Below are 24,215 nucleotides of genomic sequence, written 5' to 3'. Positions count from 1 at the left end.
AAGAAAAGCCTCAGGACTTCAGAAACGCCATCTTCAACTGCTGCCTGAGCTTCGCGCGCAGCGACGGACTCATCGTCCCCAGCGTCGATTGCAGATTCACCGGAATGTGCGCAACGGGATCTGCGCCGCCACCCCTGAATACATACGTGTCGAACATGGCCTTCCAGTACGCGCGTTCGCCTGGCGGCAGATCCTTCAGTGCCAGCAGTGCCGTGAGGAAGCAGTCATTCGCGCGCTCGAGCCCCGTCGCCGTATCGCCCCACCAGTAATTCACCAGCACGTTGTACGGATCGAGCGACGCGACGTGATGCCACCAGTACTTCGGGATGAACAAGGCGTCGCCCGCTTCGAGGTGCGCGACGCTGGCGTGGCTCAGGGCCTCGCGAAATTTCGGAAAGCGTTCGAGGTCCGGCGCTTCCGGATTCACCAGCGACAGCGGCGGCGGATTGTCGAACGGGCCCACATACAGATTCGCCACCTGCTCCGGCGGAAAAAGCAGGAAGCGCCGTCGACCGGCAAGAACGCATGCGACATTGTGATCCCGATCGTTGTGAGTCTGCGTGCGCAGCGGCCCGCCCACCCAGAGCCGCGGCATTGCCTGGGCAGGCAGCAGCGCCGAGGGATTCTGACGGACGAATTCGGGCAGATGGCTCGGGATCGGCAACATCTGGATCGCGAGGAACGGCGCATTCGGCTGACCGATGAGTTTCTCGATGCGATCGAGAGTCTCGCGAATGCCGCCCTGCCGCTTCGAGAAATTGAACTCGCGCATGTCGGGAGCATAGAAGTACCAGCCGTGGGTGCTGGCGGGTGCTTCCATCACCGGTGCAGGAGCGCCGATATCCATGGCTTTGAGATAGGCATTCATCCGCGCGGGCGATTCGCGCCCGGCAGCCAGCGCCGGCCAGTGATCGATCGTGCCTTTCAGCACTACCGGCATTTCGCCGGCGACTATCGCAGCGAAATCCCGTGCTGCAACCGATTCGCGAACGGCGACGCGCGGCAGGCCATCCAGGTCGGGCATGCGCCCGTCTATCGCGGCCTCGTGCATACGTTCTCAAGATAGAAGTCGTGAGTCGTCTGCTCCTGCACCTTGTCCTTGATGAAGGCAAGGATGCGGCGGAACTCGTGCTTCATCGTTTCGGGCGACGTGCGCTCGATGGCCGGGTCGTAGCTCTCCGGCACGATGCCCTGGCCGATCAGCAACGCCTGCCAGCTCTCCAGGGCGAAGGATTCGTTCTCGTACAGCGGCACTTCGCCGCGCGCACGGAAGGTGTCGATCTTGTGCGTCAACTCGGCGGAACGACCGGCACTGCGCGCCCGGGTCCAGAACGACGATCGCGGATAGCGATTGGTCACGTAGAAGGCCGACTGGAAGTCGCGAAGCCTCTCGAAGGCCTGCCGTGCGATGCGGTTGTACTCCGCGCGCTCCGCGGCGTACTCGCCGCCCGCCGGGAACAGGGAAAGCAGGTGCGCGAGGCCGAGCTGCAAAGCCTGCACATCGACGCCGTGGATCGCATCGAAGGTGCAGGCGGCCGCACCGAGCGCGACACAATTACCTACCCATGCGGTCTGCAGCCTTCCCGGATCGGATGTCGTCACGCTCGCATCGTGCAACGGCAGGCCGGCGATGCCGGAGGCGATCTGCAGCGCTTCCTCGTCGCTGCGCTCGCTGCTCGAATACACCTGAACGACATGCGTGCGCGTGCGGTCCGGGATCAGCGACAGCCAGCCCCCGCTCCATGCGCGCACTTCGGCGTAGGGCGGAATGGAGGAGAACGGCGCCGCGGAAGCCGCGAGCTGGCGATCCGCTGCGAAGTATCCGCGCCAGGTTTCGCGCTTCACGCCGAGGGCGGACATCAGCGGCGCGTCGCTCCCCGCGGCATCGATGAAGAGCTGTCCCTCGATGCGATTGCCGCTGTCTCCCTCGACGGCAGCGATCGAGCGTCCGTCCGCATCGAACACGACGCGCACCGCGCTGGATTCGATCGCCGTGACGCCGCGCCGTATCGCGAGATTCTTCAGCCAGCGCGCATAGCCGCGCGCGGGAAGATGGTAGGCATAGTCGGTGCGGCCGTAGGTTTCGGTGGCGGCATCGGGAATCAGCATCCGGCCGTGCTTCGCCGCCGCGGCCGTCAGCGAGAAATCCTCGAACGCCGCCTGCAGGCCGGAGTGGCGGGCCATGAGCCAGAAGGGCAGGAAGGCCTTCTGATCGATCGGCGCGCCGTACGTCCCGTAGGCGTGAAAGAACGAGGGCGTCGCTTTCGATGCATCGACGAAGTTCTGGCCGAGCGAGAAGACGCCGCCGGTCGCAGCGAGCAGTGCGGCTTCGTCGATCCGCAGCCGGTGATGCAGCGCTTCGAGGGCCGGCTGCGACGCGCAGACGTCGTGCTCGCACAACTGCGACGGCAATTCGACGGCAGTCACTTTCACGCCGTTCGATCCGAGCGCGGATCGAATGACACTGGCCGCGAGCCACAGGGACACATCGCGGCCGACGATCACTACCTGATCGATCTTCGCGGCGGTCATGGGGCGGCGGCGCTCTTCAGCAGGGTTTCCGGGACAGCTTCGCCGCAATACTGCGCAACGAAGTCGCTGTGCGTCGGCATCGCGTCGGCGTTCGAGGCAATCCGCGCATGCAGTTCGCGCAGCCGTGCGTCGAGCTCTTCGAGCGGGAGCGCGTTGGCGAGTACGTCGTGATGGCTGGGCATCAGGCCCTGCCCGAACAGCACGGACAGCCAGCTGTCGCGCGAGAACAGGCCGTCCTTGTAGAACGGCACATGGCCGCGCGATTCGAACAGGCTGATCTTGTGCGCCAGCGAGTCCGGGATCGGCATCGTCCGCACGTGATCCCACAGGGGAACACCGTGATGTTCATTCGCACGATAGTGCAGGATCAGGAAGTCGCGCACGCGTTCGTACTGGATGTCGCTCAGCCGGTTGAACTCGGCGGTGAGGCGCGGATCGATGCGGCCCGCCGATTCCGGCGTCGGCATCAGCCGCAGCAGATCGATCACCGCGGCCTGGATCAGGAAGATGCTGGTCGACTCCAGCGGCTCCAGGAAGCCGCTCGCGAGCCCGATGGCAATGCAGTTGTTCTTCCAGCACTGCACCCGGCGGCCGGCGCTGAATCGCAGCAGCCGCGGCTCGGCGCGGGCAGGGCCATCGAGCGCACCCAGCAGCGTCTCGCGCGCCTGCTCCTCGCCCAGGAACCGGCTCGAGAACACATAGCCGTTGCCGGTTCGATGCTGCAGCGGGATGCGCCAGATCCAGCCGCCGGTCTGTGACGTCGAGCGCGTGTAGGGCGTGAACTCGCCGGCACGCTCGCAAGGCACAGCCAGCGCGCGATCACAGGGAAGCCACTGATTCCAGTCTTCCCACGGCACTTCGAGCGTCGTGCCGAGCAGCAACGAACGAAAGCCCGTGCAATCGACGAAAAGATCGCCTGCAACCTTCTCGCCGGATTTGAGGGTGAGCGTCTCGATGTCGCCGGACTGCGCGTGCAGCCCGATGTGCGCGACCTGTCCCTCGAAGCGACGCACGCCGCGCTGGGTCGCCCAGGTGCGCAGGAAGTTGGCATAGAGACCCGCGTCGAAGTGATACGCGTAGGCGTAGGTCGAGCGGATCGACTTGGTATCGAGATTGGGAAATTCGAAGGCGTTGCGCCGGCACGCCGCGATGGCGTACGAGTACTCCTGGAACGGCGCCACGTCGTGTCCGGCCTGTTTCGCGCGCACCCAGTGATGCTGGAAATCGACGCCGCCCCAGGGCTCGCCGAATACGCCGAACGGATGAATGTAGCGGTCGCCGCTGCGACCCCAGTTCCTGAACTCGATGCCGAGTTTGAACGTGGCCTGGGTGTCGCGCATGAAGCGGGCTTCGTCGATGCCCAGCAGATCGTTGAACGTCTTGATGTGCGGCAGCGTGGCCTCGCCCACGCCCACCGTGCCGATCTCGTCGGACTCGATGAGCGTGATGCCGTAACGGGCGGGATGCAGGACGCGTGCGAACGCGGCTGCGCACATCCAGCCAGCGGTGCCGCCACCGAGAATGATGATCCGCAAGGGTGAAGTCATCTTTGGCGTCAGCTTCTCAGCGTCGATGGAGAAAGTGTCGGAGTTTCACACGGAGATCACGGAGATCGGGAGAAGAGAAAATTTCCACGGGGGAAGAAAGGGGAACACGGGGAACACGGGGTCTCGGAACAGAAATTTTCTTGTCCCCGTGTCCCCCGTGTTCCCCTTCTTCCCCCGTGGAAACCTCTTCTCTTCTCCGTGAACTCCGTGATCTCCGTGTGAAACTCCTGATCTTCAGCCAACCGACGTGGCCGGAGGGTCGCTCCGGCCACGCATGCCATACCTCTACATCGGCAGGGCTTCAGTACTTGAAGCGCACGCCAAGCTGGTAGCGACGATCGCTCCTGATCCACGCCGAATCGATCAGCACCGGCTTGCCTCCCGGCGTCGCCGCCGAGTCGCCGAAGACCTGCTGCTGGTTGACGGTGGTCGTGTTCAGGATGTTCGACGCATCCAGCGACACTTCGATGTTGTTGCTGACCTGGTAGCGGATCGAGCCATCGAGGTAGCCGCTCGCCTTCTGCCACATTGGCAGGCCGATACAGCAGTCGAGGTTGTTGGTCAGGAACTCCGAGCGCCAGCTGTAGGCGAGACGCGCACCGATCGGACCGTACTCGTACAGCGCCACGACGTTGTAGGCGTCATCCGAAATGCCGGCGAGTCGATGCGAGTCGAGCACGGCGCCGTTGACCTGCAGGCCGCCGCCGAACGCGATCGTGCCGCCGGCTGCGTAGCCTGGCTGCACGGCCAGGTTGGAGTTGTTGATGCCCGACTGATCCACGTGCGTGTAGTTCAGCTGGGTACCGAGACCGCTCCAGGCGCCGGGCAGGAAGTCGAAGAACGTCTGGAAGCCCACTTCGATGCCCTTCAGCGTGCCGCCGCCTTCGCCGTTGCGCGGACCGCGCACCGTCACGACCTGCGTCGTGCCGTTGTTCTCGAACTCGCGGTCGAACTCGCCGAACGCGATGGCGCCGTTCATTTTCTTGTAGAACAGGCCGACCGTGAACGAACTGCTCTTGCCGAAGTAGTTCTCGTACGACAGATCGAAGTTGTCGGCGGTGATGGGCTTCAATGCGCCGTAGCCGGAGTCCGCGTTGAACACGAAGTTGTAGCCCGTGACCTGGCCGGCCGAGTTGCGGATCACGTACGGCGAATCCGCCGAGTCATTCAGGATCGGATCCTGGATGCCGACGAAATTGCGCAGCAGGCCGAAGTCCGGACGCGACATCGAACGCGAATAGCCGAAGCGCACGAACTGGCTTTCGGTGAGGCCGAAGCGGACGTTGAAGCTGGGCAGCCAGTTCTCGTACGTCGTGCCCAGGTCGTTGTCTGCGCCGCCGCTGTTGCTGAACGCCAGCAGTTCGGGCGTGAGCCAGCAGGAGATGTTGGTCACGTTGTCGGTCAGCGGCGTGTTGCAGGGCGTGGCGGCGGTGTTCGTGTACCAGGTCGACGTCGGGAAGGCGACGCCGCCGCTGCTGGTCACTTCCGTTTCCACGTAACGCACGCCGACGTTGCCGCGCACCTTCATGCCGAACAGCGTGGAGTCCTCTCCGCCGAACTTCAGCATCAGGTAGGCGGCCTTGCTGGTTTCGTTCACGTCTACCAGTTCAGGCGACGTGAAGCAGCCTTCGACGTTGGTTGCACGCTCGCAAAGCGGATTCCAGGCCATCGGCGATCCCGTGGTGGCGCCGCTCAGTGCCTGGATGTGCGCATCGCGATTCGCGAGCGTCGGCCGGTTGAGATACACCAGCGGGCCGCTGTCGTAGACGTTGCCGTTGTAGAAGTCGCCGAGCGTCACCGATTCCCAGATGCCGCTGCCGTAGCCGAGGAACTGGCGTGACGAGTCGCCGCAGACGCCATAGTTTGCCGGTGCGGTGTTGTCGACGCTGAAGCCCGGGCCATTGCAGTTCCAGGGCGCGGCGACGGGCGACCAGTTGAAGCTCGAGTAGCGGACCTTCTGCTCGCGATCCGCATGACGCACGCCGACCTTCAGCGAGTCCAGCCAGCCGGTGTCGGAGATGTCGTACTCGAAGTCCGCACGGAATGCGTTCTCCTCGGCATCGTTGTCCTCCCAGTGATCCTGGATGAACGGGATGTAGTAGTTGTGCGGGTTGGCGAGGCCGCCCTCGGCGTAGTTCACGTTGGAGCCGGGCAGCAGCTTGATGGTCGGCGTGCCGTCGCCGTTGGTGCCGTACTGCACGTCAGCCATGGTGCGGCTCGCCACGAGGATGTCGTAGTTGTTGGTGTCGGCCTCGATGTGCTGCGCATCGAAGGTTGCCCGCATCCTGTCGTTGATGTCCCAGCGCAGGTTCAGGGAAATGTCCTGCGTGCCCTCGGTGTGACCGAAATTGCGCGCTTCGTTGGTGATGTCGAAGGCCTGGCGATTGTTGTCGCAGCCGTCGGCGCAGGAGTTCACGTAGGGCAGGCCGGGAACCACCGAGGCGCGGTTGCGGATTTCCGCGTCGGTGCCGAACCAGTCGCCGCTGCCCGACGGACGGGTCATCACGCCGGACCGGAGCATGCCGTCGGGGCCGAACGTGAATGCGGGAGTTCCCTGCGCAGGGCCGATGTTGGCCGTCGTCTGCGGGGAGTACGCGGGAGCGCCCCACATGTCGAAGAAGCCGACGTTCGAGCTGCGCTCCAGCCACGGATTGTCGTACTCCGAATTGATGTACTGCAGCGTTGCGAGCACCGAGTTGTCCTTGCTCTCGAACTGCAATGCGGCCGACGCGCCGTGACGCTCGCGGTCGTAGAGCACCTGCGAGAAGTTCACCTGGCGCGGCATGTACTGCCAGTTCGTGCCGCCGTACGGCGTCGACGTACAAGCAACGGTGCCGTCCGGATTCATGATCGGATTGCCGTTCGCATCGGTGTTTCCGCCATTGCAGAAAGCGCCGATGCGCTGCATGACCACGCCCTCGGTCTGTGTGCGGACGTGCGAATACGCATAGTTGATCATCGCGCCGATGCGGCCGATGTCCGTGTCCCAGGTGTTGCTGTAGATGCCCGAGGCTTCGTACGTGGTGTCGTCGCTGCGATCGCCGTAGTTGGCGCGGCCGGTGAGCGAGATCACCTGGCCATCGGTGTCGAAGGGCAGGCGCGTGCGCAGGTTCACGACGCCGGAGATGCCGCCTTCGATCATTTCCGCAGTCTGGTTCTTGTAGGTGTCGACGCCGGCCATGAGTTCCGGCGAGATGTCGTTGAAGTTCAGGCCGCGATAACCGTCGGCGGAGAAGCTGTCGCGACCGTTGAATTCCGTGCGCACGAACGTGAGGCCACGCACCAGGACGCTGGCGGGTTCGGCCGAGAAGTGCGTGCTGTCGTCGCTCGATTGCAGTCGCGACACGGTGATGCCCGGTACACGCTGCAGCGCTTCGGCCACCGATTTGTCCGGGAAGGCGCCGATGTCCGTCGCGGTGATGGAGTCGACGAACGTGTCCGCATCCATCTTGATCTGCTGCGAGGTTTCCATCGACTGGCGCTGGCCGACGACGACGATTTCCTCGACCTGCTCGGCTGCTGCGGTCTGCAGCAGGGCCGAGCCGACGATGCCGGCGGTGGCCAGCGTCATCAGCGGCGCACCGGCGCGCCGTATCGCATGGCGCAGGAGTGCGTTGCGACTCCCGTTCGATGCGGATGTCCCCATGGTTCTTGTGGGCATTTAGCGTTCCCCTTGTCTGAAGGTCATAGTGGTTCCGTGCGGGCGATTGACAACGCAACGCACGTCTTTCCGCTGACTATGACGAATGGGGTTCGGCGTTTCCTCAGTGCGGGACCGGCAACGGACAGGTGTGGGCGTCGCCCGGGTGCGGGCGACATCTTCCCCAGGACTAAAGACGAATGAGGCGGCGAAAAACCTCAGTTGCACCTAGGCGTCGCGTGCAACCTCGAGAAAGCCGTTCGCCGTGAGCCGGCCCGCGGCGGGATCGGCGCTGCCTGCGCCGTCGCCGAGCAATGCGGAGTGTAGGACGTGGCTGCGATAGACGATGAGCCGATCGAAGACCAGTTCCGCACGGCCGATCATTTCGTAGTTGGTCATGACCGGGCTCGCGTATCCGGCGCCGTTGCCGCCCTGTGCCAGCTCGCGGCTGGCTGCAGCGACGTAGGCATCGCGCCGGGTCGCATCGACGGACTCGAAACCGGTGGCTTTGTGCCGGAAAAAGCCGGTGCCGCCGAAGGCGCCCTGACAGAGATAGTGAACCATGGCGAGCCGGCCGGGATCGGGCGAGTCGTGATGCGGAATCTTCTGGATCGGCCGCGCAGCATCGCTGCCCGTCGTTGCCAGCGCGAAGAAGCCGAAATATTTCAGGTGCGCCGAGCAGGGCAGGCCGAACGCCGCTTCGAGCGGACCGCGCAGCGTCGCTATCACGGTCCGGTAGTACGCCTCGGGCAGTCGTGCATTGATGCCCGGATAGTTCGTGTGCTCGGGCACGTAGAACTTCGCGGCGCGCGCGGCCTCGATCATGGCGTGCGGATCGTCGAGCATGCGGTCGACGATCATCAGCGGTTGCTGCTCGGTGCCGATGCGCTGCAGGCGGACTTCGATGTTCCGGCCGATCGGCAGTACGTCGTGCGTGGCGACGGGATTCATTGCGTTCTGTGAAGTCGGTGATCGTGCAGGGCGCGGCATCATCGCGCGCTGCGAAGAGTTGCGCCACAGTCGTGCACGTCGCTCTTGTGCGATCGTCGACGCAGCGTCATATTTCGTTCACAGGGGCTGCGCGTTGAATGAGCGCAGAGCGAATACACGAAGAATGAGCGATCTGCCGACAACCCGAAAAGGCTGGGCCAGCGTCCTGCGCACCGTGCGTCGCGCGGTCGGCGGTGCGGACACGGCCGAAGATCTGCTGCATTCGGCATTCATCCGCCTGTCCGAATACAAAGAACGCAACATCGTCGACAACCCGTCCGCCTTCCTGGTCCGCACGGCCACCAATCTGGCGATCGACGAGCGCCGCAAGATCAAGGTCCGCAGGGAAAACCCGATCGATATCGGGGAAATGCTGGATATTTCTGACGGACAGCCGCTCCACACTGAGGTTTTGGCGGCCCGAGAACGTCTGGAAAGAGGTATGGCGGCTCTGGAATCGCTAGGCCCCCGAACGCGTGAGATTTTCCTGCTGCATCGTGTGGATGGCTTGAAGTACCGGGAGATTGCGGCCCAACTCGACATAACCGTCAGCGCGGTCGAGAAGCACATCGCGAAGGCGTCCCTGTTCCTGGTGAACTGGGTCGAAGGCGAATGAGCGGCCAGAACTCAAACAGCGCTGTGCAGGTTGCGCGGGCCGAAGCGGCCGCGTGGCTCGCCCGCCTGCGCTCCGAAGAAAGGACGGCCGACGACGAGCGCGGCTTCCGTGCCTGGCTCGCGGGCAGCAATCTCAATCGTGAAGCGTTCGAACTCACCAATTCGATCTTCGAGATGGCGGGCGCCACCGGACGCGCGTCGATCCGCGCACCTCGCATCAGCCGTCGGCATGTATTGCGTGGCGGCGTCGGACTCGCAGCCGCATCGGTCGCAGGGCTGGCCGTCTATCTGCGCTCCGGTTCGACGTACGCGACGGAGATCGGCGAGCAACGCAAGGTTTCCCTCGAAGACGGTACGCTTGTGGCGCTCGACACGGATACCGAGATTCACGTCTCGATGAACGACGAATCGCGACGCGTGAAGTTGCGGCGCGGTCGCGCGCACTTCGATGTTGCCGATGACGCGACGCGGCCGTTCCATGTGATCGCCGGCGATCAATGGATCACGGCGTCCAGGTCGCACTTCGACGTGAGCCGCGACGGTGCGGTCGTTTCCGTGCTGCTCGAAGAGGGGCCGCTGTCGGTCGCGCGCGTCGAGGAAATCGATTCGATGCCCGTCCCGCGCATCGTTGCGCCGGGGCAGCGCCTGGTGTTCGAAACCGACCGGATCGTGCGCGAAGAGCGGCCGGTCATCTCGCAGGCCATCGCCTGGCGTCATGGCCGGCTGGCATTCTTCGAGGAGCCGCTGTCCGAAGCGGTGGCTGCGATGAATCGCTATACGCGCCGTCCGATCGTGATCCTGGATCCGGAGATTGCGCAGATGCCGATCTCGGGCAACTACAGCGTCGGCGATGCCGAGGCGTTCGCGACCTCCGTGTCGGTGCTGCTGCCCGTGCGCGTCGGGCTCGAGCGCAATCGCGTGACGCTGCGCTCCGCGACCGCGGCGTCGACTGCCACGTAAAGGCAATGGCACTGACCTGGCCATGCGATCGGCTTCTTCTGTAGGTCAGGCTTTAGCCTGACTGTTTTCAGGCCGGCCAAAGCCGGCCCCACAGGCAGAGCAAGGGGACATGTCCAGTCCGGTGCCCGGAGCGGGCGGCCGGATCGATGAAAGCATTGGGAAGCGGCAGCACCGGGGGGAGGGCATGTCGTCGAAGTTGAGCCGCGCCATTCGCGGTGCGCTGCCGTGTGCCGTCGCTGTCGCAGCGCTGGCCGCCGCAGGCGCGACGCTCGCGCAGCACGCCGCCGTAACCATTCGCATCGATGCGCAGTCCATCGACGCTGCGCTGCGCGAGCTTTCGCGCCAGACGAACACGAACATCCTCTTTTCGCCGGACGCGGTCGAAGGCCTCCAGTCGGCACCTCTCGACGCCACGATGACCGCGGAGGAAGCCGCGCGAACGCTCATCGCCGGCACCGATCTGGAGGTCGTGCCCGACCACACCGGCGCGCTCATCGTCCGCCAGCGCCGTCTGCGAGCGGCGGGCGGCATCGAACTCGAAGAAGTGATCGTCGTCGGCGTACGGCGATCGCTGGAAACCTCGCAACAGATCAAGAAGGACGCCGATACGTTCGTCGACTCGGTCTCCGCCACCGACATCGGCGCCTTCCCGGACAAATCCGTGGCCGAGGCGCTGCAGCGCGTGCCGGGCATCACCGTGTCGCGGCTGCAGTCGAACGACGACAGCACGCACTTCTCGGCCGAACCCGCCAGCGTGCTGATCCGCGGTCTCACTTTCGTGCGCACCGAGTTCAACGGTCGCGACAGTTTCTCCGCCGACGGCTACCGCGGTCTCAACTTCAACGACATCTCGCCGGAGCTGATGGCGGGCGTCGATGCCTACAAGAACCAGACGGCGGAAATGATCGAAGGCGGTATCGCGGGCACCGTCAACCTGCGCACGCGGCTGCCGTTCGACACGGACAAGCAGGTCGTCTCGCTGACCGGGCGCGTGAACTACGGTGATCGCAGCGACGACACGACCTACGAAGCCTCCGGCATCTACACGAACGTCTGGAATACGGATGCCGGTCGCTTCGGCGTGATGGCGAATTACGCCTACTCGCATGTGAAGACGCAGACCGAAGGCGTCATCATGCAGCGCATCGGCACGTTCTGCACGGCCGGCAACAGCGATGCGAACGGCAACGCCGTGATCGCGGCCGACGGTGCCATCCCCTGCAGCGCAACGCCTTATGGCGGTTCGAACTGGCAGTACATCCCGAACCAGGTGAACTTCTCCCAGGTCCTCTACGACCGCGTGCGTCACGGGGCGTCGGCGGCATTGCAGTTCGAGAGCAGCGATCAGCGTGTCCGCGCGACGTTGCAGTACATGGATTCGCAGTACGACAACGCATGGCTGGAAAGAAGTTCGAACGTATCCCTCTACAGTCTGTGGGCTGCGCCGGGTTATACGCCGCAAAGCACTGCCTACATCGCTCCGGCTCCCGGGACCCCTGAGTTTGTTTTCGGACCGGACGGCATGTTGCGTTCGGGCGTGCTCACTCAGCCGTCCGGCGACTGGCTCGGCGGCAGTACTCAAGGGAACATCGACTTCGGCTCCGCAGTGCCGGGGTTGCCCTTCGTCAACTACTGCGGCGACGGTTCCTGTGCGTCGGACCGGCAAGGCGTCTACGTCGGCAACGAGGCGCGCAACTTCGATCATTCGGAGGGCACTCGCGATCTGTCGGCCAATCTCAAGTGGGACATCACCGACAGCGTGCATGCGAACTTCGATCTGCAGCACATCGATGCCTCGACGAACAACTACGACATCCTGGTGTCGAGCCGCACGATGGCGGATGTGGAGTACAGCACGAGCAGCAAGGGCACCCCTCGTGTCCGGTTGCTGCCTGGAACCAACGTCAACTACGCGTCGGGATTCCTGTCGAACCCGCACAACTATTTCATCCCGTTCATCCAGGATCACTACGAAGACAACGACGCTCAGGCGCTCGCCGCGCGCGCGGACTTCGAGTTCGATATCGACGACCACGGCTGGCTCGACACGCTGAAGGTCGGTGTGCGACATGCGAATCGCGAGCAGAAGCTGCGCTACTCCGCCTACAACTGGCTGCCGGTTGCCGCGCCCTGGAGCTGCAACGGACCGGGATTCAACATCGACAACACTACGCCTGCCTCTTATCCCGACTCCTGCGGCGAGCCCGGACGCATGTTCCAGGGCTACGGCGCCGGCATCTGGGAAGTGACGAGCCTCGGCGATTTCTACGACGGCAGCGTCCATCAGAACGGGCCGATGGTGTTTCTCAACCGCGCGACACTCACGGATCGCGACCGGCAGATCCAGGCGCTCAGCGGTGCAACCACGGGTTCGCCGATGCCCTGGGTCCCGGTGTGCCAGCGAACGACGAATACCGAGGGCTGCTTCATCGAGCCGGAGATCGTCGATGTCGAGGAGGTCACGCAGGCGGCGTACGCGATGCTCAGGTTCGGCGGCGACGATGCGAAGATCTTCGGCAACATCACCGTGCGCGGGAACATCGGCGTGCGGTACGTGCGAACGGATGTGACGAGCAATGGCGGCGTGTCGTTCCCGACATCGACGTGGTACACGAGCGCAGCAGCAACGCCTTGCAATACGCCGCTCGCGGCCAACTCGGTGACGAACATCTCGTGCTGGCTGACCCCGGAGCTGCTTGCTTTCAGCGGCGGCGGTGGCGTCGACAATGACATGGATGTGGTTCATGACGACTTCCTCCCCAGCTTCAACATCCGGTTCGGACTCGATGACAAGCAGTTCGTGCGGCTGGGGCTGTCGAGATCGCTGTCGCGGCCGGACTTCGGGTTGCTGCGCAACTACGTCGGCATTCTTTCGCCGCTGCTCAATACATCGGCCGATTCTCCATATGTGATCTACAGCTCGCCGACTGCGCCGCACACGCCGGAGAACGTCACCGGCTACAAGTTCGTGTTCAGCGCCGACTCGGGCTTCGGTGCGCTGGAGCCCATCACGTCGGACAACATCGATCTGTCGTACGAGAATTACTGGGGCCGCAGCAGCTCGCTCACGGTGAGCCTGTTCTACAAGCGCCTGAACGGCAGCATCGCTTTCGGCGAGTTCGAGCGTGAGTTCGAGAACAATGGAGTCGAGCAGACCGTCCTCATGCGAGGTCCGCGCAACGGTGAAGGCGGCGGGCGGCTTCGCGGCGTGGAACTCGCATTCCAGACGTTCTTCGATTTCCTGCCCGGCGCCTGGTCGGGCCTCGGCACCCAGCTGAACTACACGCACGTGAAGCAGGACGGCATCAACAACTCGAACCTCGCGGTGCAGCCCGGGTACGTTCCCGGCGGCACCATCGGTTTCGGCGGCGGCCTGCAGGTGAATGGCGAGGTGATCGATTCCCATCGTCTCGCCGGCATTTCGGACGATTCGTACAACATCGTCGCGCTCTACGAGTACGGCCGGATCGGCGCGCGTCTCGCCTACAGCTGGCGCTCGGAATTCCTGACCAACAATCTCGACTGCTGCATCGGCCTGCCGATGTGGCAGGAGGCGAGCGGCTACCTGGACGGATCGATCCGTTTCAAGGTCGCCAACAATCTCGAAATCTCCGTCGAAGGATCGAACCTGCTCAACACCACCACGGTGAATCAGCAGCAGCTGTTCGGCGACTCGGATCTCACGCCCGGTGCGGCGTCCGTGCGGCGCGATTCGGCGTGGATCCGCAGCGACCGGCGCTTCCAGTTAGGCGTCCGTTTCAAATATTGACCGCCGGCGTTGAGGAAAACCGCCGGGTCGTACGTCAAGGGTAGGTGAATCGCGCGGGAACCTCCGCAGTGAAACAGGAGTGCCGACTTGAAGCGTGCCACGCGGGCAGTGTTTGCCCTTCTCGCCACCGCCGGTGTGTCGCAGGTCGTCGCGGCGGAATGCGTCGATTCCCCCGGCAACGTTCTGCAGGTCTGCGTGTTCGCCGAGAACGGCGGCGCGTATTACGAGGTCACTCGCAAGGGACACCCGGTCCTGCAGCGCGCCGCCCTGGGGCTCGCGTTCGAAGGCGAGAAGGCGCCGCGCGTCGTCGTCGCCGGCACGGCGCAGCGGGCCTCGCGCGATTCGACCTGGGAACAGCCGTGGGGCGAGGAGCGGCACATCCGCGATCGTCACAACGAAATGCGGGTTTCGTTGCGCGGCGACACGCAGAACACCAGCGCTTTCGATGTCGTCGTGCGCGCCTTCGACGATGGCTTCGGCTTTCGCTATGACTTCATGGGCATTCCTGCCGGACGCGCCGTCGCCATTGCCGACGAACTGACGGAGTTCAAACCCGTCGGCGCCTACGATGCCTGGTGGTTCCAGGCCTACGAGAAGGAGCGCGACGAGTATCTGTATCAGCGCACGCCGCTCGACCGGATCACGAAGGCCGAGACGCCGCTGACGCTCGAATCATCGCAGCTGTACCTGTCGATCCACGAGGCTGCGCTCATCGACTACGCGAGCATGACGCTCGAACGCACGGCACCGGGCACGCTGAAAGCGGATCTCATGCCCTGGTCGGATGGCATCAAGGTGCGGCGCACCGGCCCTTTCCAGACGCCGTGGCGGACCGTGCTCGTTTCCGAGACCGCTGCAGGGCTGGCCGATTCGCGGCTGACGCTCAATCTCAATGAGCCGAACCGGCTCGGCGATGTTTCCTGGGCGAAGCCGGCGAAGTACGTCGGCATCTGGTGGGAGATGCACCTGAACCGCTCCACGTGGGGCAGCGGGCCGAAGCACGGTGCGACGACGGCGAATACGAAACGCTACATCGACTTCGCGGCGAAGTACGGATTTGACGGCGTGCTGGTCGAAGGCTGGAACACCGGATGGGACGGCGACTGGATCGCCAACGGCGCGGGCTTCAGCTTCACGAAGTCCTACCCGGACTTCGATCTCGCCGAGGTGACGTCCTACGCGCGCAGCAAGGGCGTATCGCTCATCGGTCACAACGAAACGGCCGGCGCCATCCAGAACTACGAGTCGCAGATGGAAGCGGGATTCAGGCAGTACGCCAAGTACGGCGTGCACTCGATCAAGACGGGCTACGTGAAGCCGAACGGCACGATCCAGCGCATCACGCCCGACGGCGCCGCCCACAACGAATGGTTCGCCGGCCAGTACCTCGTCCGCCATCACCAGCTCGTTGCCGAGACGGCGGCGCGCTACCGCATCGCGATCGATGCGCATGAGCCGGTGAAGGACACGGGCCTGCGCCGCACCTGGCCCAATCTCATGTCGCGCGAAGGCGCGCGAGGTCAGGAGTTCAACGCCTGGGGTGATCCAACGAATCCGCCAGAACATGTCGTCATCCTCCCCCTGACGAGATTGCTGGCGGGTCCGATGGATTTCACCCCGGGCATTTTCGACATCACCGAAGGCGGCAAGCCGAGCGTCGCAAAGCGCGTGCAGTCGACGCTTGCGAACCAGCTCGCGCTGTATGTCGTGATCTACAGTCCGCTGCACATGGCCGCCGATCTGCCAGAGAACTACGAGAAGCATCTCGATGCCTTCCAGTTCATTCGTGACGTGCCGACGGACTGGGAGCGTTCGCGGACGCTCGATGCGAAGATCGGCGACTACATCGTGGTCGCACGCCAGGAACGCGGCGGCAGGGATTGGTACCTGGGCGCGTTGACCGACGAACAGGCGCGCACGCTCACCGTGTCGCTGGATTTTCTCGATCCGCAGGCACGGTACGAGGCGCAGATCTACAGAGACGGCGCGAATGCCGACTACCGGACCCGTCCGGTCGCGTACCAGATCGAGCGCCGGTCGGCGCGGGCAGGGGATCGATTGACCTTGAAGCTCGCGCCGGGCGGCGGCACGGCAATCCGGTTCAGGGCTCTGCAGTAACCGTCGCAGCCGCGGAGTGCTCGACGGCCGCTCTTGCGGATGGCCTGCCGTCGATCCACGTCTCGATCACATTGAGCCGATCGTCGGCCTGGACCAGGCTGGCGCGGTAGCCGGGCGCGATTCTCCCCAGTTCGTTCTGCAGTCCGAGGAATGCCGCGGGATATTCGCTCGCCATGCGCACGCATTCGGCGAGATCTAGATGCAGCATGCGCTGCGCGTTGGCGATCGCCTCCGCCATGCTCAGATGCGATCCCGCGAGCGTGCCGTTCTCGTCGAGACATTTGCCGTCGCGCACGATGATCCGGCGTCCCTGCAGCATGAACTCGTCGCCATCGATGCCGACGCTCGGCATCGCATCCGTCACCAGCATGAAGCGGTCGCGCGGCTTGCTGCGCAGGGCGATGCGCAGGGCGACCGGGTCGACGTGCAGTCCGTCGAGGATGATGCCGCACCAGCTCGATGAATCGTCGAGCGCGGCGCCGACGACGCCCGGTTCGCGACCGGTGAGCTGCGACATCGCATTGAACAGATGCGTGAAACCGCGCAGGCCATGATCCAGCGCCGCGCGGATCTCCGCATACGTGGCGTTGGTGTGGCCGGCCGACACGATCATGCCCGCCTCCGCGAGACGCCGGATGATCTGCGGCGTCGTCATTTCCGGTGCCAGCGTGATCAGCGTCTTGCCGCCGTGCAGCGACGTCAGCAGCTGCAATCCCGACTCATCGAGTTCGCGCAGCTTGGCGGCATCGTGCACGCCCTTGCGTTCGGCATTGAGGAACGGCCCTTCGATGTGGATGCCGAGCACGCCCGGCACGCCCGCATCGATCGCGGCCTGGACCGCGGCGATGGCGTTTTCGACCACGTGCAGATCGTCGCTGATCAGCGTGGGGAGAAAGCCGGTCGTGCCGAAGCGCCGGTGCGCGCGACCGATGGCACGGATCGATTCGATGCCCGGATCGTCGTTGAACAGCACGCCGCCGCCGCCGTTGACCTGCGTGTCGATGAAGCCCGGCAGCAGCAATTGTCCGTGCAGATCGCGATGCTCGATCTGTCGTACGCGGGCATCGTTCGTCGGCAGCACATCGACGATGCGATTGCCGTCCACCAGCACGGCCAGGCCCTCGACGAAGCCCGAGGGTTGCAGGACACGCCCATTGACGAATGCGAATGCCATCAGACGGTCTCGGTCACTTTGCGAAGATGCGGCGGCACGTCGGGATCGAAACCGCGCGCCACCGCCAGCGCCGCCGCGAGTCGGTAGAAGCTCTGGATCATCAGCATCGGCTCGATGACCGGGTGTGCGGCAACGACAGGTAGCTGCACGGCACCGCGGTCCTGTGCGCCGGCCAGCAATACCGTGGCGTCGCGATCGAGGAAGTCGCGCGCCAGCGTTTCGATGCCGCCGCGCGTTTCATCGTTCTGCGAGAACGCCAGCACCGGAAAGCCGCGGCGCACGAGCGCCATCGGCCCGTGCTGGACTTCGGCGGAGCTGAACGCTTCGGCGTGCAGTCCGCAGGTTTCCTTGAACTTGAGTGCCGCTTCCTGCGCGAGCCCCAAGCCATAGCCGCGGCCGACGACGAACAGGTTGACCGCCGGCCGCAATACGGCGAGCGCCGCGCTCCAGTCGAGCGTCCACGATTTTTCCAGCTGCGCCGGTGCGGCATGCAGTGCCTGCGACAGGTCGTCGTTGCGGGTCCACGAGGCCGCGAGCTGCACGATGGCGCTGAGCGATGCGATGTACGACTTGGTCGCAGCCACGCTGGTCTCGGCGCCGGCGTGCAGGTCGATGGCGTGATGCGCGAGCTGCGACAGCGGCGATCCCGGCGTATTGCACAACGCGATCACGAAGGCGCCGGAATCTCGCGCGCGTTCGGTGGCGGCGAGCAGATCGGGACTCCTGCCCGATTGGGAGATCGCGAGGAACACGGCGTCGCGCAGATCGGTGCTGGTCTCGTAGACCGAGCTGAGCGAAGGCGAGGCCGACGCGGTCAACAGGCCGGCGTGGGTTTCAATCAGGTAGCGCGCAAAAGTAGCCGCGTGATCCGAACTGCCGCGCGCGCAGGTCACGACGGCGCGCGGCGCGCGTTCGCGCAGCACGGCGCCGAGCTGCTGCAGGCTGCCTGCATTCAGTTCGATCTGACGGCGCACGGCTTCGGGCGCCTGCGCCGCCTCGCGATGCATTCGGGTGTCGGTGCTCACGTGCTGGCGTTCAGTTCGGCGACGAAGTCGTAGGTGTCGCCGCGGTAGTAGGACTGCGAGAACTCGACGGCGCGTCCGTCCTTGAGAAAGCCCAGCCGTTCGACGAGCAGGCCCGCATCGCGTTCCTGAGCCTTGAGCAGCTTGGCCTGCTCGGCGGTGAAGAGCACGGCGCGCAGGCGCTGCAGCGCGCGCACGGGACGCGAGCCGTTTTTTTCCAGTGCTTCGTACAGCGAAGTCTCGACCGCATCGACGGACGGCAGGCATGACGCGAGCACCGTCGCGTACTCGAGCGCCATCGGCGCATCGTCGGCGTAGCGGATCCGGTTGAAGCGATAGACGGGCGTGCCCGGGCTGGATCGCAAGGTCAGTGCTTCTTCCGGCGTGACCGTGCCTGCCGCGCGATTGAGCCAGACGCTGCGCGGCTTGCGGCCGCGGGCGCGCATGTCTTCCGAGAACGACGTCAGCTTGGCGAAGTTCTTTTCGACGCGCGCACACACGAAGGTGCCCGCACCCTGCCGGCGCACCAGCAGGCCTTCATCGACCAGTCCATCGATGGCCTTGCGCACGGTGATGCGCGAGACGTTGAGGTCGTCCGCGAGATCGCGTTCCGGCGGCAGTGCGTCGTCCGGACCCAGTACACGCTTCTCGATGGCGTCGCGCAGGGCGCGCTGCAACTGCTGATAAAGCGGCAGATCGTGCGATTCGTCGAGCGTCGGCAGATGTTGGGACAGCAGGGCCAAGGGTCTCTCCGGAAAACTTTGTTGTGCTTGGTAGTGGCGAAGATGCCACTCAAGTATTACCAATGCAATACCAATGTCGATCCAAGGTGGGGCGTATTGCTATATAAATTGCTGAAAAACAATGCAAACACAGCCGTGAAAAATAATGGTATCGAACCTGCTTGGCTTTTCTGGATGATTGGTACTATATTGGCCCGCAACTGGTCTGCTGACAAAACAACAGGGGTAGGGGTCTCACATGAACACCAGACGTTCGACGTTGATCGGTACGGCAATCGCGTTCGCCTTGTTTCACCCGTCCGCACCGTCGCTGGCGCAGACGGCCGCGAGCGAGCCGCTCGAGGAAATCGTGGTTACGGGCATCCGTGCCAGCATCCAGCAGTCGCTCGAAGTGAAGCGCGATGCCGACGCCCGCATCGAAGTCGTGACCGCGGAAGAGGTTGGCAAGCTGCCGGCACACAACGTGGCCGATGCGCTGCGCGGCCTGCCCGGCGTGAACATCAGTTCCTCCAGTGCCGATGAAGGCGGCTTCGACGAAGCCGATCGCGTCAGCCTGCGCGGCACCAGCCCGAGCCTGACCCAGACGCTCATCAACGGCCACAGCGTCGGTTCGGCCGACTGGTTCGTGCTGAGCCAGGGCAACAACGTCGGTCGCAGCGTCAGCTACACGCTGCTGCCCTCCGAACTGGTCAGCTCGGTGGAAGTGAACAAGTCCTCGCACGCGAAGTTGCAGGAGGGCGGCACCACCGGCACCGTCAACATCATCACGCGCAAGCCGTTCCAGTTCTCCGAGCCGCTCACGTTCGAAGCGTCCGTCGGCACCGTGTATTCCGACCAGGCCGATTCCTACGATCCGCAACTGTCGGGCCTGATCAACTATCGCAACGACGACGGCACCTTCGGCGTGCTGCTGCAGGTCTTCAAGCAGGAACGCTCGCTGCGCCGTGATGCGCAGGAAATTCCGGGCGGGTTCTTCAAGATCGCGGCCGGCGACGCCGTTGCTGCGACCAATCCCGACCTGGTCGGCGTGTACGTCCCGGGCCTGGTCGGTTCGACGCTGTTCGAGCAGGTTCGCGATCGCACGGGCGGCCTGCTGGAACTGCAGTTCCGGCCTTCGGACAACCTGACCCTCGGCCTGAGCGGCTTCCTCTCGGACATGGATGCCAACAACTACAACCGCAACTTCATGCTGTGGGGCGGCAACTTTGCGCGCGTCCAGGCGCCGCAGCCCGGCTACACGATCGAAAACGGCGTGTTGACCAATGCGACCTATGCAGGCGTCGCCGGTCGCAACTACGCCGTTTACGACATGATCTATCGCGAGGCCACGGCCAAGAGCAGCTACGTCACCTTCGACGCGGACTGGCAGATCAACGACACCCTGCGTTCCAGGGTGCAGCTCGGCACCACCGAAGGTGAGGGCTCGACGGATCGTCAGTTCATTGCCGAGGTGAACATGGCCAGCGGCGGCGGCGCGAGCTGGACCAGTCATGGCATCGGCTCGCCGCTCGACTGGAACGTGGGCGGCAACAACACGCCGGCGGGCGTGACGGGGTTCGGTACCTGGGGCAATCAGCAGGTCACCGCCACGGATCAGGAAGACTGGATCAACCTGGATTTCAGCGTCGACGTGGATGCGGGCGCGCTGACGTCGATCAACTTCGGTGCGCGCTGCGCCGATCATGAGCGTGAAACCTCGTCGCCGGAAGGAGCGAGCCCAGGCGCCATCTGGCCGGCGCTGCAGAACGGCGCCACCAGCCCGTATCCGGGCGACTTCGCCGAAGCCATCGGCGGCAGCTTCCCGCGCGACCTGTGGTACTTCACCACCGGCGCGCTGAAGGACGCGATCATCAACAATTCCACCTGGCTGTCCGACAACGACGGCCCGACCGGCCGTCACAACTACGGCGCCGAATGGAAAGTCACGGAGAAGAATCTCGCGGCCTACGTGCAGGCGAACCTGGCGGGCGATGCATGGAGCGGCAACTTCGGCCTGCGCTACGTCAACGTCGATCAGGACATCAACTCCTATCAGGCGGTGGCCTCGGCGGCGAATGCCGACGTGAGCAGCCTGTTCGGCAACTGGATCTACCAGAACACCAGCAACGAGCACAGCAAGGTGCTGCCGAGCGCAAACTTCAAGTTCAACATGAGCAAGGACGTGGTGTTCCGCTTCGCTGCTTCGCAGACCATGACCTTGCCGGACTATTCGGCGCTCGGTGCGTCGAGCTGGGGTTCGGATCTGAACAAGACCGGCGGCGGCGGCAACCCGAACCTGAAGCCGGTGCTGTCCACGAACTTCGACGGCAACGTCGAGTGGTACTTCATGCCGCGCGGCCTGGTGTCGGTCGGCGCCTTCTCGATGGATCTGAAGGACTACGTCGCCTTCGGTACCGAAACGCGGATGCTGTACAGCGAGCTGACCAATCAGCTCGAGGAGTACCTCGTGTCGGTGCCGGTCAACTCCAACGGCCAGGTCACCGGTCTCGAACTCGTCTATGAACAGCCCATCGGCGATCTGTTCGGCTTCAATGCCAACTACACCTACGCGGACGGCAAGACGGCGCATACCTGGGCCGACGGCAGCAACAACCTGGTGGGCACGTCGAAGGACACCTACAACGTAGGCGCCTATTTCGAGAACGACATGTTCGGTGTGCGCGCGAACTACACGTATCGCACGGCGTTCCTGATCGGGCTGTCGGGTGCGAATCCGTACTACCAGGATGATTTCGGCACGCTGTCGGTGACGCTGAGCTACAAGCCGACCGAGTGGTTGAACGTCAGCCTGGATGCGTTGAACCTGAACAACCCGGATCTGACGTACTACCAGAGCGCGGTCATTCCGAGTGCGTTCTACAACAACGGGCGTCAGTACTACCTCAATCTGCGCGCCAAGTTCTGATCCGCCGGCCAGCAGGTCAGCCTGGGATGCTTCCTCTTGTCCCCTCCTCCGCGCAGCGGGGGAGGGCTAGGGTGGGGGCTCTTCTTGTAACGGCGCTCACTGCGGTGGTGGCATCGTTGAGCGAGTGAAGAAGGGAGCGGAGACTAGCGATAGTCCGGGTCAGTTGTTAAACCGACAAATCATGCGCCAGCAGAACAAGTTCATCGCTTTCGCAAGTTGTGTCCTCCTGTTGCTGATCGGCGGCTGTGACCGATCCAGGCCGGACGCTGTTGCTGTCAGTGCTCCCACTCCCGCCATCATCCCCGCGCCGCGCGATCTGACGACTGGCGCGGGCCAGTTCAATGTCTCCGCGGCAACCCCCATCACCTTCGCCGCCGACTCCGATGCCGCCTCCGTCGCAGACTATTTCTCCGACCTGATCCATCGCACCCGCGGCCTGCAGTTGCACACGCAGGCAGGCGAGGCGGACAAGTCCATTCACTTCGAGCTCACGGCCGGCGGGAGTGCCGGACAGGAAGACTATTCGCTGACCCTCTCCCCCGAGCGGATCGTCGTTTCTGCCGGCAACTCTCGCGGCCTTTTCTACGGTGCGGTCACGCTGTGGCAGCTCATGACGCCGGGCGACGCTGCGCAGACGATCGCTGTTCCGGCGGTCACCATCCATGACTCGCCGCGCTTCGCATGGCGCGGACTCATGCTCGATTCCGCGCGTCATTTCCAGTCGCCCGAGTTCGTCAAACGGTTCATCGACTGGATGGCGCTGCACAAGCTCAACGTGCTGCACTGGCATCTGGTCGACGACCAGGGCTGGCGGCTGGAGATCAGGAAATATCCGAAGCTGACGAGCGTCGGTGCGTGGCGCGTGCCGGCCGGCGCCGCCGCTGCAGCGGATATCGATCCGGCCACCGGCAAGCCGCGCCTTTACGGCGGCTACTACACGCAGGCCGACGTGCGCGAGATCGTGGCGTACGCGGGGCAGCGTCACATCACCATCGTTCCCGAAATCGAAATGCCCGGTCATGCGAGCGCAGCGGTCGCCGCTTATCCGCAGCTCGGTGTGACGGGTACGCATCCGCCGGTCGTGCCTGCCGACTGGGGCGTCTACTCGACGCTGTTCAACGTGGACGATGCGACGTTCGGCTTCATGGAGGACGTGCTGACCGAAGTCATGGCGCTGTTTCCGGGCGAGTACATCCACGTCGGCGGCGATGAAGCCGTGAAGGACGAATGGGAGGCGTCGCCGAAGATCCAGGCGCAGATGCGCAAGCTCGGCATCAAGGACGAACACGCGCTGCAGAGCTACTTCATTCATCGCATCGAGAAATTCCTCAACCGGCACGGACGTCGGCTGATCGGCTGGGACGAAATTCTCGAAGGCGGTCTCGCGCCCAATGCGACGGTGATGTCGTGGCGCGGAATCGATGGCGCGGTTGCCGCTGCCACCGCCGGCCACGATGCGGTGCTCGCGCCGCAACCGGCCTTGTACTTCGACAATCGACAGAACGGCCCCAACGATCCATCGCCCGGCCGCGGCTGGATCATCAGCCTCGAAGACGTGTACCGCTTCGACCCGGCGCCGGCGGCGCTGCAGCCGGAGCAGCTGAAGCATATCCTCGGCCTGCAGGCGCCCATCTTTACCGAGCACATGCGAACAGAAGAGCGCGTCGAATACATGACTTTTCCGCGCGCCGCCGCGCTCGCGGAAGTCGCCTGGTCGCCTGCGGAACGGCGCGACTGGACAGATTTCCAGGCGCGATTACCCGCACAGTTGCATCGCTACGACTCCCTCGGAATCCACTACACACCTCCTGCCCCCTCCTCCGCGCAGCGGGGAGGAGGCGCGCAGGAGCGCGCCGGAATCCCCCAACGAGGGGAGAGGGTTGGGGAGGGGGCTGCCTCGCGCCGCACCAGCCATCAACTGGAAATGTGCACCAGCAAACTCGTGCTGTCGCTCACCGATGATGCGCCGCTGCACGGCGAACGCGCCGTATTCCTCGTCGACATCATGAATCCGTGCTGGATCCTCAAGGGTGCAGACCTGTCGCAGTCGACGACGCTGACCGCGGCCGTGGGACAGGTGCCTTTCAATTTTCAGATCGGGAATGACGTGAAGGCCATTCCGTTGCTGAAGCCGCAGACACCGGAGGGCGAGCTCGAGGTTCGTCTCGACAGTTGCGAGGGCGAAAAGCTGGCGACACTG

The 24,215-nt window shown here is 64.2% G+C and carries 14 protein-coding genes; 6 read left to right on the top strand and 8 right to left on the bottom strand.

Annotation, left to right across the window (positions count from 1 at the left end; translation table 11 throughout):
* Positions 1-10 precede the first annotated feature (10 nt).
* From V7D81_RS18705 to V7D81_RS18685, 5 genes are all read right to left on the bottom strand, one after another.
* Positions 11-1,024, bottom strand: a complete 1,014-nt coding sequence (locus V7D81_RS18705; protein ID WP_324319093.1) for a cupin-like domain-containing protein — start codon at positions 1,022-1,024, stop codon at positions 11-13.
* An 8-nt stretch (positions 1,025-1,032) separates the two neighbouring features.
* Positions 1,033-2,532 (bottom strand): tryptophan 7-halogenase, encoded by a 1,500-nt coding sequence (locus V7D81_RS18700; RefSeq protein WP_324319091.1) that lies wholly within the window; start codon positions 2,530-2,532, stop codon positions 1,033-1,035.
* A complete protein-coding gene (locus V7D81_RS18695; protein WP_324319089.1) occupies positions 2,529-4,079 on the bottom strand; it encodes a tryptophan halogenase family protein in 1,551 nt (516 codons plus the stop codon). Before V7D81_RS18695 ends, V7D81_RS18700 begins: the two co-directional genes overlap by 4 nt.
* A 301-nt stretch (positions 4,080-4,380) precedes the next feature.
* Positions 4,381-7,740 carry a TonB-dependent receptor gene (locus tag V7D81_RS18690; RefSeq protein WP_324319087.1) on the bottom strand — a complete coding sequence of 1,120 codons (3,360 nt, stop codon included), beginning with the start codon at positions 7,738-7,740 and terminating at the stop codon, positions 4,381-4,383.
* A gap of 207 nt (positions 7,741-7,947) precedes the next feature.
* Positions 7,948-8,670: a DUF6445 family protein gene (locus V7D81_RS18685; RefSeq protein WP_324319085.1), complete on the bottom strand. Its 723-nt coding sequence runs from the start codon at positions 8,668-8,670 to the stop codon at positions 7,948-7,950.
* Positions 8,671-8,833: 163 nt separating this feature from the next.
* Between V7D81_RS18685 and V7D81_RS18680 the strand changes: the two genes are divergently transcribed.
* The 4 genes from V7D81_RS18680 to V7D81_RS18665 all read left to right on the top strand — a co-directional run bounded on the left by V7D81_RS18680 (position 8,834) and on the right by V7D81_RS18665 (position 16,171).
* Positions 8,834-9,325, top strand: coding sequence for an RNA polymerase sigma factor (locus V7D81_RS18680; protein ID WP_324319084.1), 492 nt, complete (start codon positions 8,834-8,836; stop codon positions 9,323-9,325).
* Positions 9,322-10,284 (top strand): FecR family protein, encoded by a 963-nt coding sequence (locus V7D81_RS18675; RefSeq protein ID WP_324319082.1) that lies wholly within the window; start codon positions 9,322-9,324, stop codon positions 10,282-10,284. Before V7D81_RS18680 ends, V7D81_RS18675 begins: the two co-directional genes overlap by 4 nt.
* 184 nt (positions 10,285-10,468) lie before the next feature.
* Positions 10,469-14,053: a TonB-dependent receptor gene (locus tag V7D81_RS18670; protein ID WP_324319080.1), complete on the top strand. Its 3,585-nt coding sequence runs from the start codon at positions 10,469-10,471 to the stop codon at positions 14,051-14,053.
* An 87-nt stretch (positions 14,054-14,140) separates the two neighbouring features.
* The gene (locus V7D81_RS18665; protein ID WP_324319078.1) at positions 14,141-16,171 is read left to right on the top strand and encodes a glycoside hydrolase family 97 protein; all 2,031 of its coding nucleotides are present in this window, start codon (positions 14,141-14,143) and stop codon (positions 16,169-16,171) included.
* Here the strand turns inward: V7D81_RS18665 and nagA are convergent.
* From nagA to V7D81_RS18650, 3 genes are read right to left on the bottom strand one after another with little or no spacing between them, the layout of a single operon-like run.
* Complete coding sequence (nagA, locus tag V7D81_RS18660; protein ID WP_324319076.1) at positions 16,155-17,345, bottom strand: N-acetylglucosamine-6-phosphate deacetylase; 1,191 nt, start codon at positions 17,343-17,345, stop codon at positions 16,155-16,157. The two genes, V7D81_RS18665 and nagA, sit on opposite strands and share 17 nt — an antisense overlap.
* Positions 17,345-18,352, bottom strand: a complete 1,008-nt coding sequence (locus tag V7D81_RS18655) for an SIS domain-containing protein (RefSeq protein ID WP_442958365.1) — start codon at positions 18,350-18,352, stop codon at positions 17,345-17,347. Before V7D81_RS18655 ends, nagA begins: the two co-directional genes overlap by 1 nt.
* A 14-nt stretch (positions 18,353-18,366) precedes the next feature.
* Positions 18,367-19,104, bottom strand: coding sequence for a GntR family transcriptional regulator (locus tag V7D81_RS18650; protein ID WP_442958364.1), 738 nt, complete (start codon positions 19,102-19,104; stop codon positions 18,367-18,369).
* Between the two features lie 244 nt (positions 19,105-19,348).
* On the opposite strand from V7D81_RS18650, the gene V7D81_RS18645 reads away from it, so the two are divergent.
* Together V7D81_RS18645 and V7D81_RS18640 are read left to right on the top strand one after the other, a co-directional pair.
* Positions 19,349-22,015 carry a TonB-dependent receptor gene (locus V7D81_RS18645; protein WP_324319070.1) on the top strand — a complete coding sequence of 889 codons (2,667 nt, stop codon included), beginning with the start codon at positions 19,349-19,351 and terminating at the stop codon, positions 22,013-22,015.
* Positions 22,016-22,196: 181 nt separating this feature from the next.
* The coding region (locus tag V7D81_RS18640) for a beta-N-acetylhexosaminidase (protein WP_324319069.1) at positions 22,197-24,215 on the top strand (2,019 nt) is incomplete at its 3' end.

Origin of the sequence: Povalibacter sp., from assembly GCF_036735925.1 — a bacterium.
Lineage (GTDB): Bacteria > Pseudomonadota > Gammaproteobacteria > Steroidobacterales > Steroidobacteraceae > Steroidobacter.
The sequence above is the reverse complement of the archived record's forward strand: the minus strand, read 5'-3'. Positions and strand labels throughout refer to the sequence as shown.

Bases quoted from the DNA above. Each gene is read 5' to 3' on its own strand.
- V7D81_RS18705 (WP_324319093.1), bottom strand. From the start codon at position 1,024: ATGCCCGACCTGGATGGCCTGCCGCGCGTCGCCGTTCGCGAATCGGTT.
- V7D81_RS18700 (WP_324319091.1), bottom strand. From the start codon at position 2,532: ATGACCGCCGCGAAGATCGATCAGGTAGTGATCGTCGGCCGCGATGTG.
- V7D81_RS18695 (WP_324319089.1), bottom strand. From the start codon at position 4,079: ATGACTTCACCCTTGCGGATCATCATTCTCGGTGGCGGCACCGCTGGC.
- V7D81_RS18690 (WP_324319087.1), bottom strand. From the start codon at position 7,740: ATGCCCACAAGAACCATGGGGACATCCGCATCGAACGGGAGTCGCAAC.
- V7D81_RS18685 (WP_324319085.1), bottom strand. From the start codon at position 8,670: ATGAATCCCGTCGCCACGCACGACGTACTGCCGATCGGCCGGAACATC.
- V7D81_RS18680 (WP_324319084.1), top strand. From the start codon at position 8,834: ATGAGCGATCTGCCGACAACCCGAAAAGGCTGGGCCAGCGTCCTGCGC.
- V7D81_RS18675 (WP_324319082.1), top strand. From the start codon at position 9,322: ATGAGCGGCCAGAACTCAAACAGCGCTGTGCAGGTTGCGCGGGCCGAA.
- V7D81_RS18670 (WP_324319080.1), top strand. From the start codon at position 10,469: ATGTCGTCGAAGTTGAGCCGCGCCATTCGCGGTGCGCTGCCGTGTGCC.
- nagA (WP_324319076.1), bottom strand. From the start codon at position 17,345: ATGGCATTCGCATTCGTCAATGGGCGTGTCCTGCAACCCTCGGGCTTC.
- V7D81_RS18655 (WP_442958365.1), bottom strand. From the start codon at position 18,352: ATGCATCGCGAGGCGGCGCAGGCGCCCGAAGCCGTGCGCCGTCAGATC.
- V7D81_RS18645 (WP_324319070.1), top strand. From the start codon at position 19,349: ATGAACACCAGACGTTCGACGTTGATCGGTACGGCAATCGCGTTCGCC.